Origin of the sequence: Mitsuokella jalaludinii (genome assembly GCF_928722185.1) — a bacterium.
In the GTDB taxonomy this organism is placed as follows: Bacteria; Bacillota; Negativicutes; order Selenomonadales; family Selenomonadaceae; genus Mitsuokella; species Mitsuokella jalaludinii.
In genome coordinates, this window is record NZ_CAKMXA010000001.1 from 1,903,436 (window position 1) to 1,916,487 (window position 13,052).

The 13,052-nt window shown below is 56.6% G+C and carries 7 protein-coding genes, 15 tRNA genes and 2 rRNA genes; all 24 read left to right on the forward strand.

What is annotated here, in order from left to right:
- The first annotated feature begins 129 nt into the window (after positions 1-129).
- The 24 genes from QDI87_RS08790 to QDI87_RS08905 all read left to right on the forward strand — a co-directional run bounded on the left by QDI87_RS08790 (position 130) and on the right by QDI87_RS08905 (position 13,042).
- Positions 130-3,050: ribosomal RNA gene (locus tag QDI87_RS08790) — 23S ribosomal RNA — on the forward strand.
- A 60-nt stretch (positions 3,051-3,110) separates the two neighbouring features.
- Positions 3,111-3,227: ribosomal RNA gene (gene rrf, locus QDI87_RS08795) — 5S ribosomal RNA — on the forward strand.
- A gap of 4 nt (positions 3,228-3,231) precedes the next feature.
- Positions 3,232-3,307 (forward strand) — tRNA-Asn (locus QDI87_RS08800).
- A gap of 23 nt (positions 3,308-3,330) precedes the next feature.
- Positions 3,331-3,407 (forward strand) — tRNA-Gln (locus QDI87_RS08805).
- A gap of 4 nt (positions 3,408-3,411) precedes the next feature.
- Positions 3,412-3,487 (forward strand) — tRNA-Lys (locus QDI87_RS08810).
- Positions 3,488-3,518: 31 nt separating this feature from the next.
- Positions 3,519-3,593 (forward strand) — tRNA-Glu (locus QDI87_RS08815).
- Between the two features lie 7 nt (positions 3,594-3,600).
- Positions 3,601-3,676, forward strand: a tRNA-Lys gene (locus QDI87_RS08820).
- Positions 3,677-3,682: 6 nt separating this feature from the next.
- Positions 3,683-3,758, forward strand: a tRNA-Val gene (locus tag QDI87_RS08825).
- Positions 3,759-3,777: 19 nt separating this feature from the next.
- Positions 3,778-3,854 (forward strand) — tRNA-Asp (locus tag QDI87_RS08830).
- Positions 3,855-3,903: 49 nt separating this feature from the next.
- Positions 3,904-3,979, forward strand: a tRNA-Phe gene (locus QDI87_RS08835).
- Positions 3,980-3,987: 8 nt separating this feature from the next.
- Positions 3,988-4,063, forward strand: a tRNA-Thr gene (locus QDI87_RS08840).
- An 11-nt stretch (positions 4,064-4,074) separates the two neighbouring features.
- Positions 4,075-4,148 (forward strand) — tRNA-Gly (locus tag QDI87_RS08845).
- Between the two features lie 20 nt (positions 4,149-4,168).
- Positions 4,169-4,257, forward strand: a tRNA-Leu gene (locus QDI87_RS08850).
- Between the two features lie 34 nt (positions 4,258-4,291).
- Positions 4,292-4,377 (forward strand) — tRNA-Leu (locus QDI87_RS08855).
- Positions 4,378-4,401: 24 nt separating this feature from the next.
- Positions 4,402-4,487 (forward strand) — tRNA-Leu (locus QDI87_RS08860).
- Between the two features lie 48 nt (positions 4,488-4,535).
- Positions 4,536-4,622 (forward strand) — tRNA-Leu (locus QDI87_RS08865).
- A gap of 6 nt (positions 4,623-4,628) precedes the next feature.
- Positions 4,629-4,714, forward strand: a tRNA-Leu gene (locus tag QDI87_RS08870).
- A gap of 71 nt (positions 4,715-4,785) precedes the next feature.
- A complete protein-coding gene (locus QDI87_RS08875; protein ID WP_278743011.1) occupies positions 4,786-6,135 on the forward strand; it encodes a lipase family protein in 1,350 nt (449 codons plus the stop codon).
- A 382-nt stretch (positions 6,136-6,517) separates the two neighbouring features.
- On the forward strand, positions 6,518-7,642 hold the full coding sequence (locus QDI87_RS08880; RefSeq protein WP_211248200.1) for a DUF362 domain-containing protein: 1,125 nt from the start codon (positions 6,518-6,520) through the stop codon (positions 7,640-7,642).
- Positions 7,639-9,681, forward strand: coding sequence for a sensor domain-containing phosphodiesterase (locus QDI87_RS08885; RefSeq protein ID WP_278743014.1), 2,043 nt, complete (start codon positions 7,639-7,641; stop codon positions 9,679-9,681). Before QDI87_RS08880 ends, QDI87_RS08885 begins: the two co-directional genes overlap by 4 nt.
- Entirely contained in the window at positions 9,678-10,118 is a 441-nt protein-coding gene (locus QDI87_RS08890) for a GGDEF domain-containing protein (RefSeq protein WP_278743017.1), read from the forward strand. The genes QDI87_RS08885 and QDI87_RS08890 overlap by 4 nt, the downstream gene beginning before the upstream one ends.
- Positions 10,119-10,222: 104 nt before the next feature.
- A complete protein-coding gene (locus QDI87_RS08895) occupies positions 10,223-10,717 on the forward strand; it encodes a MarR family winged helix-turn-helix transcriptional regulator (RefSeq protein WP_278743019.1) in 495 nt (164 codons plus the stop codon).
- 29 nt (positions 10,718-10,746) lie between these two features.
- On the forward strand, positions 10,747-11,859 hold the full coding sequence (locus tag QDI87_RS08900) for an HlyD family secretion protein (RefSeq protein ID WP_278743021.1): 1,113 nt from the start codon (positions 10,747-10,749) through the stop codon (positions 11,857-11,859).
- On the forward strand, positions 11,834-13,042 hold the full coding sequence (locus tag QDI87_RS08905) for an ABC transporter permease (RefSeq protein ID WP_278743023.1): 1,209 nt from the start codon (positions 11,834-11,836) through the stop codon (positions 13,040-13,042). The genes QDI87_RS08900 and QDI87_RS08905 overlap by 26 nt, the downstream gene beginning before the upstream one ends.
- Positions 13,043-13,052: the final 10 nt, after the last annotated feature.

Consider the following 13,052-nt stretch of genomic DNA (forward strand, 5'->3'; position numbering starts at 1 on the left):
ACTACACAGAAGAAATGAAATGTATCGAAATCATCGAGTCGCACGACAGTGTGAACAGAATGGTTAGAACGAACATTTTAGGATTCAAGCATAGACATCATATTTATATGAACCTATGGCATAACAAATAGTTAAGCTACAAAGGGCATATGGTGGATGCCTAGGCGTTCCGAGCCGATGAAGGACGCGATAAGCTGCGAAAAGTCATGGGGAGCCGCAAGTAGGCTTCGATCCATGGATTTCCGAATGGGGCAACCCGATACGAGTCATGTCGTATCATCCATGTGTGACATGGACGGCACACCCGGTGAACTGAAACATCTAAGTAGCCGGAGGAAGAGTAATCAAACGAGATTCCCTCAGTAGCGGCGAGCGAACAGGGAAGAGCCCAAACCGGACGTCTTCGGACGACCGGGGTTGAGGACCAGCATCAAGTCAGTCAGGGATAGTCGAACAATCTGGGAAGGTTGAGCACAGACGGTGAAACTCCGGTAGACGAAATCCAGAGCTGATGGGCTGGTATCCAGAGTACCACGAGACACGTGAAACCTTGTGGGAAGCAGGGTGGACCACCATCCAAGGCGAAATACTACGGAACGACCGATAGCGCATAGTACCGTGAGGGAAAGGTGAAAAGAACCGCGGGAGCGGAGTGAAATAGAACCTGAAACCGTATGTCTACAAGCAGTCGAAGCACTTTATATGTGCGACGGCGTGCCTATTGAAGAATGAACCGGCGAGTTAATTTCAGAGGCGAGGTTAAGCGGGAGACGCGGAGCCGAAGCGAGAGCGAGTCTGAATAGGGCGGAAGTCTCTGGGATTAGACCCGAAACCACAGTGATCTATGCATGGCCAGGTTGAAGCTCAGGTAAAAATGAGTGGAGGACCGAACCCGTGAGTGTTGAAAAACTTTGGGATGAGCTGTGCATAGGGGTGAAATGCCAATCGAACGTGGAGATAGCTGGTTCTCCCCGAAATAGCTTTAGGGCTAGCCTCAGGTAACACATGGAGACGGTAGAGCACTGATCGGGTAAGGGAGCGTAAAGCTTACCGAGCCTAGTCAAACTGCGAATGGCTTCATGAGAAGAGCCTGGGAGTCAGAATGCGAGTGATAAGACCCGTATTCAAAAGGGAAACAGCCCAGACCGCCGACTAAGGTCCCGAATGCTGTACTAAGTGGAAAAGGATGTAGGACTTCCAAAACAACCAGGATGTTGGCTCAGAAGCAGCCACCATTCAAAGAGTGCGTAATAGCTCACTGGTCGAGAGGCCCTGCGCCGAAAATATCCGGGGCTCAAGTACAGAACCGAAGTCGCGGCATGCGCAAGCATGGGTAGGGGAGCGTTCCAAGTTGGTTGAAGGCAGACCGGAAGGACGGCTGGACGACTTGGAAGTGAGAATGCTGGTATGAGTAGCGAAACGATCCGTGAGAATCGGATCCACCGAAAGCCTAAGGGATCCTGAGCAACGCTCGTCGACTCAGGGTAAGTCGGGACCTAAGCCGAGGCATAAAGCATAGGCGATGGACAACAGGCGAAAATTCCTGTACTGCATGATGTTGTTTGAGGATGGAGTGACACAGCAAGGAGCTTGAGCGCGCGATTGGAAATGCGCGTCGAAGGCGGTAGGCTGATGTAGAGGTAAATCCCTGCATCAAGGCCGAGAACTGATAGATAGGAGCGTACTTCGGTACAATCCAAATTCAAGCGTACTACACTGTCGAGAAAAGCTTCTAACGAGACATCATGTACCCGTACCAAAACCGACACAGGTAGGCGGGGAGAGAATCCTAAGGTGCGCGGGAAAACCCTCGTTAAGGAACTCGGCAAAATGCATCCGTAACTTCGGGAGAAGGATGGCCGGAGCTGGTGAAGACCTTCGCGGTTGGAGCTGGAGTCGGCGGCAGAAGAGAAGCCCAAGCGACTGTTTACCACAAACACAGGTGCCTGCTAAAGAGAAATCTGACGTATAGGTGCTGACACCTGCCCGGTGCTGGAAGGTTAAGAGGAGAGGTTATTCGCAAGAAGAAGCTTTGAATTGAAGCCCCAGTAAACGGCGGCCGTAACTATAACGGTCCTAAGGTAGCGAAATTCCTTGTCGGGTAAGTTCCGACCCGCACGAAAGGTGTAACGACTTGGGCACTGTCTCAACGAGGGACCCGGTGAAATTGAAATACCTGTGAAGATGCAGGTTACCCGCGACTGGACAGAAAGACCCCATGGAGCTTTACTGCAGCCTGACATTGATTTTTGGCATGTAACGTACAGGATAGTTGGGAGACGGAGAAGATAGGCCCCCAGGCTTATCAGAGTCGCTGTTGGGATACCAACCTTTATGTGCTAGGGATCTAACTCGAGAAGTAACGAAACTGAGGACAGTATCAGGTGGGCAGTTTGACTGGGGCGGTCGCCTCCGAAAGAGTAACGGAGGCGTCCAAAGGTTCCCTCAGCGCGGACAGAAATCGCGCGAAGAGTATAAAGGCAGAAGGGAGCTTGACTGCGAGACATACAGGTCGAGCAGGTACGAAAGTAGGGCTTAGTGATCCGGTGGAATGAGAGTGGAATTGCCATCGCTCAACGGATAAAAGCTACCCTGGGGATAACAGGCTAATCTCTCCCAAGAGTCCATATCGACGGGGAGGTTTGGCACCTCGATGTCGGCTCATCACATCCTGGGGCTGAAGCAGGTCCCAAGGGTTGGGCTGTTCGCCCATTAAAGTGGTACGTGAGCTGGGTTCAGAACGTCGTGAGACAGTTCGGTCCATATCCATCGCGGGCGTAAGATACATGAGGGAGACTGCTCCTAGTACGAGAGGACCGGAGTGGACGGACCGCCGGTGTACCAGTTGTTTCGCCAGAAGCACAGCTGGGTAGCTGCGTCCGGAAGGGATAAACGCTGAAAGCATCTAAGCGTGAAGCCCGTCCCGAGATGAAGTATCTCATAGCACAAGCTAGTAAGACACCTTGAAGAAGACAAGGTTGATAGGGTAGATGTGGAAGTGCCGCAAGGCATGAAGCTGACTACTACTAATATGTCGAGGGCTTAACTAGACGACCTAAAATGTAATTTCTTCTGTATAGTTTTGAATGTGCAAGCATTCAAATAGAATATCCGGTGATGATGCCTGAATGGTTCCACCTGTTCCCATACCGAACACAGTAGTTAAGCATTCAGAGGCCGAAAGTACTTGTCTGGAGACGGACTGGGAGGATAGGAAGTTGCCGGTTTCATTCCTCGATAGCTCAGCCGGTAGAGCACCTGACTGTTAATCAGGCTGTCGCAGGTTCGAATCCTGCTCGAGGAGCCAATTTTACAAACCCCTGGGGTGATTGGGGTATAGCCAAGTCGGTTAAGGCACGGGACTTTGACTCCCGCATTCGTTGGTTCGAGTCCAACTACCCCAGCCAGTGCGGTTCACTAGCTCAGTTGGCAGAGCACCTGACTTTTAATCAGGGTGTCCCGGGTTCGAATCCCGGGTGAGCCACCATTTTATATAAAGGTCCACTTGATTTTTTCTTGGCGCCATCGTCAAGCGGTTAAGACACCGCCCTTTCACGGCGGGTTCATGGGTTCGAATCCCATTGGCGTCACCATCATCATGACTCACTAGCTCAACTGGCAGAGCAACTGACTCTTAATCAGTAGGTTCACGGTTCGATTCCGTGGTGGGTCACCATTTTATGGGCGATTAGCTCAGCTGGGAGAGCGCTTGCCTTACAAGCAAGATGTCAGCAGTTCGATCCTGTTATCGCCCACCATTAAAACCTAATTTTATACGGCCCGGTAGTTTAGTTGGTTAGAATGCCGCCCTGTCACGGCGGAGGTCATGGGTTCAAGTCCCATTCGGGTCGCCACTTGTTTATTACACAGTAATGTGTTATAATATTATCTAACTTGTGAAATGCCTCGGTAGCTCAGTCGGTAGAGCAGGGGACTGAAAATCCCCGTGTCAGTGGTTCGATTCCGCTCTGAGGCACCATTTTTCAAGCTGGTGTAGCTCAATTGGTAGAGCAGCTGACTTGTAATCAGCAGGTTGGGGGTTCAATTCCTCTCGCCAGCTCCACTTTGCATTATGCGGGTGTAGCTCAATGGTAGAGCTCCAGCCTTCCAAGCTGATCACGTGGGTTCGATTCCCATCACCCGCTCCATTAGTCAGCAATTTGATACTGCCGGGGTGGCGGAACTGGCAGACGCAACGGACTTAAAATCCGTCGGTTGGAAACAACCGTACCGGTTCGATTCCGGTCCTCGGCACCACCAATTGTATCAATACCTCTCATTTTCATATTATGCGGTCGTGGCGGAATGGCAGACGCGCTAGCTTCAGGCGCTAGTGATGGCAACATCATGGAGGTTCAAGTCCTCTCGACCGCACCATCAAAAATCTTCATATTGTATCATGCGGTCGTGGCGGAATTGGCAGACGCGCTACTTTGAGGGGGTAGTGTTCACAAGACGTATGGGTTCAAGTCCCATCGACCGCACCATTTGCTTAAAGCAGCACCTGGTGCTGTTTTCATAAAATTACATATCATGCGGTTATGGCGGAATTGGCAGACGCGCTAGCTTCAGGCGCTAGTGGTGGCAACACCTTGGAGGTTCAAGTCCTCTTGACCGCACCATATCTCGCGGTCGTGGCGGAATTGGCAGACGCGCTACTTTGAGGGGGTAGTGTTCACAAGACGTATGGGTTCAAGTCCCATCGACCGCACCATTTGAAAGTACAAGCTCAGATTTTATCTGGGCTTTTTCTGTATCTCGATATCTTCTGTTTGGAGGGAAATCATGATGCGACACGCTCTGGCGACTTTGCTGCTTCCTCTTGTGCTGGTACTGGGCTTGCTCTGCCCGGCGCGGGCCATGACGGCTACGGGCGAGCAGGAACTCGAGCTTCTCTCTTCGCTTGTGGCGATGGCCTCGTACTCCGACGAACTCAGCTTGCTCGCGCGCGAGTGGCTCGCAGAGACGGGCTGGGAGTTCCAGAGTCAGACGACAGCGACGTCTTTGGCACAGGGGCGCTATCATCTCGTGACAAAGGAGATGCCTGATGGCCATCGCGCTGTGCTGCTCGCCTTCCCCGGCACGGAGAACGCCAAGGACGCCAAGGTGGACCTGCGCACGCGCTCGGTACCGTTTGGTGGCTCAAGCGTCGAGGAATTCCGCGATGTTGCGCAGCAGGACCGTCATGCGACATCGTATCCGCTCGTTCACAAGGGCTTTGACGATTACACGATGACGGCGCTCTTCCATGAGCCTGTCGATCTTGCGGGCAGTGGAGCGTGTGAGACGATGGGCGAGCACCTCGCGCAGGAGCTCCGTGCGCATCCAACAGAGGTGCTCTACCTGACGGGGCACAGTCTCGGCGGTGCAGCTGCCATCCTGACGGCCGCACGGCTCAGTGATATGGGCGTGCGGCCCGAGCAGCTGCGCGTCATCACGTTCGGCTCACCGGCTGTCGGCAATGTGGCTTTTGCAAGGTATTACGAGAAGCGCATGCAGCTCACGCGCATCGTCATGGATGGCGATCCTGTGGCGGCGGCATTGCAGTCGCTCGGCACGCGCTACGTGCAGTTCGGAGAGCGCGTGGCGTGGAAGCAGGATCGCAGCTCGGCGCGCTTCGAGCACGCAATGGTTGTCTATCTCGACAGAGCCTTGCGCCTCTACTTCAGCGAGGATGAGGTGGGCGATGGCGACATGCTCGAGAGCCGTTCGCTGGCCGCTCGCGGTGGGATCTTTGTCGCAGTGCCGCAGCTCGACCTTGACCCGCTTGTTGCGGGAGATGATGCGGCCGACATCCGCATCCTGCAGGGGGCCTGGCAGACCCGTTATGCGCCCTGTACCGTGCAGAGTGATGGACAGCGTGGCGCAGATATGGATGGACTGATCGCTGAGGCGCGCGCCGCGCAATGCCGCTACGCCGTGCGCCAGCATGTATCGGTCAAGCGGAGCCGCGATGAGGCCGATACCGTCCGCGTCGTCCTCGAGACATCTGTCTACGATGCGCAGGGAACTTTCATCACAGTTGTCTCGAAGAGCACGACGGACCGCCGCATGACGCCTCTAGAAGCTGTGGCCTACCTGCAGTTCGCGACGCTGCGCGATCTCGATACAGTATTCGTAACACAGAATACATAAAATTCTCTGAAAACTATCTTGACTTTTAGCCCGTCATCCTGTACAATAAAGATAAGCCAAGGAAAGGTCAGGTTCACCCTTTCCAGACAGCCGATTTACTTACTCAGGATGGAGGAGAGTCCAATGGGCTAGTTAACGAGTCCAAGTGGAACACAGTGTATCCCATGCATGACATGAACAACACGATCGGAAGGTTACTATCTCACAGATAACCATCAGCGGTGACGAGAAAGCTGCTGATGGTTATTTATTTTTGTCCAAACAGGAAAATCGGTGCAGGCTGTCGAAATTAATTTCATCATATCAAACAGTAAAAACGAGAGGCGCAGAGCCTCCTTTTTATATGTATTTTGTGTCTACCAGGTCTTTCAGGAGGGTAATCATGGACAAGGCAAAAGTTTATTTCACGGATTTCCGCGTGCCGGTCGGCCGCAATATCATGCAGAAGCTCCGGGCACTCTGCCTCGCTGCTGGCATCAAGAAGATTGACATGGACGGCAAGTTCGTCGCGATCAAGATGCACTTTGGTGAGCTCGGCAACATGGCGTATCTTCGCCCGCAGTACGCGAAGGTCGTCGCTGACCTCGTCAAGGAGCAGGGCGGCATGCCCTTCCTGACGGACTGCAACACACTCTATCCGGGCAGCCGCAAACACGCGCTCGAGCACATGGACTGCGCGAACTTCAACGGCTTCAACACGGTGACGACAGGCTGCCAGATCATCATCGGCGACGGCCTGCGCGGTACGGATGATGTCGAGGTGCCGGTCAAGAACGGCGAGTACATCGAGAAGGCCAAGATCGGCCGCGCCATCATGGATGCCGACGTCTTCATCAGCCTCTCGCATTTCAAGGGCCATGAGGCGACGGGCTTTGGCGGCGCCATTAAGAACATCGGCATGGGCTGCGGCAGCCGCGCTGGCAAGATGGAGCAGCATTCATCGGGCAAGTGCGTCGTCAACGAAGAGCTTTGCCGCGGCTGCCGCAAGTGCGCAAAGGAGTGCGGCTCGGATGCCATCACCTACGAGAACAACAAGGCTGTGATCCATGAAGACCTCTGCAAGGGCTGCGGCCGCTGCATCGGTGCCTGCTCGTACGATGCCATCCGCAACGAGCAGTGGGATGCTGGTGATCTGCTCGACCGCAAGATGGCGGAGTACGCACAGGCCGTCGTACAGGACCGCCCGTGCTTCCACATCAACATCGTGCGCGACATCTCGCCGAACTGCGACTGTCATGGCGAGAACGATGCGCCGATTCTGCCGGACCAGGGCATGTTCGCCTCGTTTGACCCCGTCGCACTCGACCAGGCCTGTGCTGACGCTTGCCTCAAGGCGACGCCGCTGCCGAACAGCCAGCTCTCGGACAATCTCGCGAAACCGGACTGGCATCATCACCACGACCACTTCCTCGACAACAACCCGAACATCCATTGGAAAGAGACGCTCGAGCACGGCGAGAAGATCGGCATGGGCACGCGCTCGTATGAGTTGGTGAAGATTAAATGAGGAAAAAGCGCAGGCAGATTGACATGCCGCCGTCATACGTCATCGAGCACCTCGATGAGGCCATCGAGAAGCACTGGGTGAGGGTGCACTACCAGCCCATCGTGCGCACGATCTCGGGGCAGCTCTGCGCGATGGAGGGCCTCGCGCGCTGGGATGACCCGAACTGGGGCTTCTTGACGCCGCCTTTCTTCATCAGCATCCTCGAACAGCACAATCTCATCCACAAGCTCGACGCCTTCCTCATCGAAGAGGTCTGCCGCAATCAGGCGCGCGTCAGGAAGGCAGGACTGCCGTCGGTGCCAGTCTCGCTGAACCTCTCGCGTCTCGACTTCATCAACTGCGACATCTTCGCGATTGTCGAACGCGCCGTGCGCAAGTACAATGTGCCGCGCGACCTCCTGCACCTCGAGATTGTCGAGAACATCCTGACCGACCGCAACAAGAAGATCGGCGAGGTGCTCGACCGCTTCCGCGCGGCTGGCTACGAGATCTGGATGGATGACTTCGGCAGCGGGTACTCGAGCCTCAAGTTCCTCAAGGATCAGCGCTTCGACCTCCTGAAGATGGATATGGCGTTCCTCAAGAGCGACACGCAGCGGGCGCGCGACATCATCATCTCGATTATCTCGATGGACAAGCGCATCGGCAACCGGACGCTCGCGGAGGGCGTCGAGACGCAGGAGCAGTTCGAGTTCCTGCGCGAGATCGGCTGCGAGAAAATCCAGGGCTACTATCTCGGACGGCCGCGCCCCTACGACGAGACGATACACAACTGCCTCGAGAAGGACATCACGGTCGAACTGGGCTGTTGGAAGGCCTATTATGATGCCATCATGGAGGTCGACTTCCTCACGGGGCATGCGCTGCTGCTCATCGAGTATCGCGACCATGCCTACCACATCTTGTTTGCCAACCAGAAGAGCTGCGAGCTCTTCTGGCAGGGGGATGCAGAGAAGTACAAGCAGTGGGAAAAAGCACTGAATACCTACACGCAGCCTTCCATGCGCTACCTGCGCCGCGGCCTGCACCGCGTCATGCTCAATGGCGAGGACGAGGAGCTCGCGTATCCCTTGAACGGCGACTTCGTCATGATGGACTGCCACCGCGTCATCTCCTACAGCGGCCGCTGCCTGCTCGCCGTAGACTGCCGCCTGCACAAGATCGCGCACGAGGGCGATCTGTTCCGGCCGGCGTACTTCCTGCGCAACCTATTCTACCTTTACGACAAGGTGGCGACGATCAACTTGACGAAACACGAGATCATCGAGCTGACACAGCCGCAGTTGCGGTCTGGGCTCCACAAGCTGCCGCTCGGGCAAGCACTGGCCGAGTACGCGGAGCAGTCCATCTACCATGCCGATCGCAAGCGCTTTGCCGACTTCTTCGACTTCAAGACCATCCCGGAGCGCGTGGCTGCGTCGAAGCTCGGCAGCATCGTCGAGGCATTCCGCACGAAGGGGCCGGACGGCACGCTGATCTGGAAGACGCACCGCATCGCGCGCATCGCCAGCAGCGAGCAGGACATCTACTTCTGTGTCGTGCGTGTGTCGGATGCGCAGGACATGTCGCATTACGAAGAGAAGTGCCGCGCGCAGTACGTCCTGCCGTCAGACGGCGCGGAAGACAGCATGGAGCTGCTCTGGAAGAACTTCATCACGGGCTTCCCGCTGCCGGCCTTTTGGAAGGACAATCAGCGTCGCTTCCGCGGCGTCAACCAGAAGTTCCTGGACTTCTACGACTTCGATTCCGTGCGGGAGCTCCTGGAAAGAACGGATGAGGACATGAACTGGCACGTCCATCCCGAGCCGTTTGAGCGCGATGAGCACGATGTGCTCGAGAAGGGCCTCACGATCCGCGACGTGCCAGGGCAGTGCTTGGCGCGCGGCGTGCAGCGCAATATCCTCGCAACGAAGTGGCCGGTCTACGATGTGCAGGGGAATATCGCGGGCCTCATGGGTTACTTCGTCTCTGCGGAGGCACTGGCTCATGTGCAGCAGCGCAGCAGCAGTCGCACGAGGCCCTCTTTGTCGACCGCGTGACGAGACTCGCCAATGTCAAGGGACTGCTGTTCCTGCTCGCGCAGTACCTCGATGAGTACCGGTTCGGCCATCGCAATTTCGTCGCGGTCTTCATCCGCATTCGCGCCATTGACAGGCTCTTGCGCCGTTACGGCGAGGAGGCTTGCAACGAATTGCTCGGCTGCATCGCAGACGAGATCCGGCGCATCGTGGGCCCTGTCGGCGCATCCGGCCGCTTTGACAGGAATCAGTTCTTGGTGTTCAGCCAGTATACCTCGCAGGAGGAGGTGCGCGACCTCGGCCAGCGCCTGCGCACGGGCATCGAGGCCATCCACAGCTTTGGCCAGCGCAGCTGCACGCTGTTCGTCGAGATGCACATGGCCTATCCGCAGGACCAGTCGGACTTCTACGAGGACATCATCGCCGCACTGCTGGACCGCTGGAAAAAGAAATCATGAAACGGGGAAGGAAAGAGTTGCTGCTCGCGCAGCAGCTCTTTTTGACATTTGTGTGCATAAGCTCTATACTATTAGTTAGCAAGCTAACTAAATGGAGGAGAATCATGAAGCGAGAACTCATACCGAGCTGGGAGGAACTCGAGGCACATAAGAAAACTGTGCCGGAAATCAATCCGGCGGCCGTCATCGCTATGCTCGAGATCAAGCAAGCCAGTGATGAAGTCCAGGCGAGCATCCTCGACGTCCTGCAGAAGGAGTACCATCTGTCGGAGGGGAAATTCTGCCTGCTCATCGTCCTGCACCAGAATCCGCAGGGCATTGCGCCGTCTGAGATTGCCGCGAAGATTGGGGTGACAAAGGCGACGATCAGCAACATGCTCATGCGCATGGAGCGCGATGGCATGATTGTGACAAAGCCGTCACCCGACGATGCCAGGGCCAAGATCGTCTGTCTGACAGAGAAAGGGCGGGCATTCATGAATGAGATCCTGCCGCCGCATTATCTGCGCGTCACGAAGCTCATGGAACGCCTGAGTGAGGCAGAGCAGAAAGAGCTCATCCACCTGCTCAAGAAGATGTCGGGCCGGGTACACGCATGAGAGAGAAGACGAAAGTGAGGATTTGACACATGAATACGAGACAAAAGGCCCTGCGCACAGGGGCTATCTTTATCGCGGTGCTCATCGTGGCGGGACTACTGTTGCTCTACAAGGGCAATGATGCCGTGGCGATTGGCATGGAGAAGAAAGAAGGCATCCTGACGGCAGAACAGGTCAAGATGTCATTCGACAGCGTGAGCGGCCGCCTGCTCAAGGAGGCGGTCAAGGAGGGTGACACGGTCAAGGCCGGCGATGTCATCATGGAGCTTGACTCGACGGATACGGACCTCTCGATCGAGCGCACGAAGGCGCAGATTGCGCAGCTCGACGCGCAGATCCGCTCGACGGGCGGCACGCAGTCGGTCAACTACATGAAGGCGGACTCGGATGAACAGCAGAGCTTCCGCCAGATCGACCAGCAGCGCGCAGCCGTCTCGGCGGCGCAGGCCACGCTCAAGAACAGCCAGATCGACTACAACCGCAAGTCGGCGCTGCTCGATGCCGGTGCTATCGCGAAGTCGCAGCTCGACGATGCGGAGATGGCCCTGAATGTCGCGGAGGCCAATGTCACACAGCAGCAGCAGCTCCTCGATAAGCTGCTGTCGGGCGCGCAGGATACGGGCAATACAGATTCCATAAGCCTGCCGACCATCGCGCAGCAGCGCGAAGCGGCGGGCAATATGAGCAACGACATCGATGCGCTCACGCAGCAGAAGCAGGCGCTCGTCGTGCAGCTCAAGCAGCTCGAAGTCCAGAAGGAGCGCCTGACGCTGCGCGCGCCGGAGGACGGCCGCGTCATCAAGGTCCTCGCGAAGGAGGGCGAGATGGTCGCCGCTGGCACGCCTGTCGTGCTCCTGGAGAGCGACCGCAGCTACTACGACATCTACATCAGCGAGAAGCAAGCGCAGGGCATATCTGAGGGCGATACGATCACGGGCCGCACGGTCGCGGGCGACAAGTCTGTGCCGGGGACGATCCGCCTCTTGACGAAGGCCCCGGGCTTTGCCGACCTCAAGCAGTCGCGCGAGAAGGGACAGGCCGACCTCACGGCCTTCCAGGTCCGCATTTACGTGGAGCCGCAGGACGGCGTGATGCCAGGCATGACGATTGGGGTGAATGAACGTGAATTCACTAAGAGATGAGATCCGTTTCCTGTTCTCGGGACAGGGCATGCCGTACGAGAAGGTCTGCCTGATGGTCGCGGCCGTCGTCTGCATCGTGCTCGGCACGATGCTCAGCAGCAATATCTCGAATGATGCGAAGGTGGCGGTCATTGACCTCGATAACTCGGCTTACAGCCATGAGCTCACGAGCCGCATCGATGCCTCAGAGTACATGGAAGTCACGACGGTGCTCAACACGCCGGTCGACCCCACGACGCTCTTCTACCGCGACCAAGCGGTCGCCGTCGTTTATTTCCCGCGCGGGCTCGAGAAGGACCGCTACACGGGAGCAGCGAGCAACATCGGCGTGTTCTACGACAATACGAATACGGCGCAGACCTCGGATATCAAGGTCGCGCTCAATGAGCTCATCGGCCTCGACAATGCGGCGGCACAGGGTGACCCGGGCAGCACGAACGACAGCCTGAACGGCACGATCGGGCTGGCAGACCGCAATCTCTTCAATCCGAACGGTTCCAACTACAATGTCGAGGTGCAGGGCTTCCTGTTCTTCTTCGGTTCGATGTTCTTCACGTTCGCGACAATCGGCATGGTGCCGCGGCTGCGCCTCTCGCATCAGCTCGACAAAATCCTGCTCGAGGGCACGCCGTGGGACATCCTCGTGCGCCTCGTGCCGTACGGTGCCTGCCTCATCGTCTCCTTCGTCTTCGGCATGGCCATCCTGCGCCTCTTGGGCGATATGACGTTCTCGGGTAGCCTGCTACTGTTCCTCGCCGTCCAGATCTTCTACGTCATGACGGTCGGCACGCTGAGCACATTGTTCGGCTGGACGGCGGCGAATCCGGGCATTGCGTCCTCGCGCATGATCTTGTTCATCCCGGGCGGCTTCATCTTCGGCGGGCCGACGGGCCCGATCTCCTTCTATCCGGACTGGGTCGTCGCCGCATCGCATCTCTTTCCGCTGACCTGGGAATATCACTTCGTGCGCGACATCATCTCGCGCGGCGCAGGCTTTGGCGACATCTCGAAGGAGTTCGGCGCCTTCCTGATCTACATGGCCGTCGCGCTCATCCTGTTCTGCGCGAAATTCTTCTCGGCGCGGCGCGCGCTGCTGAAGCGCCAGGCGCAGGACGAGCTTCACCGTCAGAAGCTGCAGCAGATGCGCCTCAATGAGAGCGCGGCTGCCGGACCGGCGGAATAAGGAGGAATCA

Coding starts and splice junctions, on each gene's coding strand:
- QDI87_RS08880 (WP_211248200.1), top strand. CDS start 6,518: ATGGACAAGGCAAAAGTTTATTTCACGGATTTCCGCGTGCCGGTCGGC.
- QDI87_RS08875 (WP_278743011.1), top strand. CDS start 4,786: ATGATGCGACACGCTCTGGCGACTTTGCTGCTTCCTCTTGTGCTGGTA.
- QDI87_RS08905 (WP_278743023.1), top strand. CDS start 11,834: ATGAACGTGAATTCACTAAGAGATGAGATCCGTTTCCTGTTCTCGGGA.
- QDI87_RS08895 (WP_278743019.1), top strand. CDS start 10,223: ATGAAGCGAGAACTCATACCGAGCTGGGAGGAACTCGAGGCACATAAG.
- QDI87_RS08900 (WP_278743021.1), top strand. CDS start 10,747: ATGAATACGAGACAAAAGGCCCTGCGCACAGGGGCTATCTTTATCGCG.
- QDI87_RS08885 (WP_278743014.1), top strand. CDS start 7,639: ATGAGGAAAAAGCGCAGGCAGATTGACATGCCGCCGTCATACGTCATC.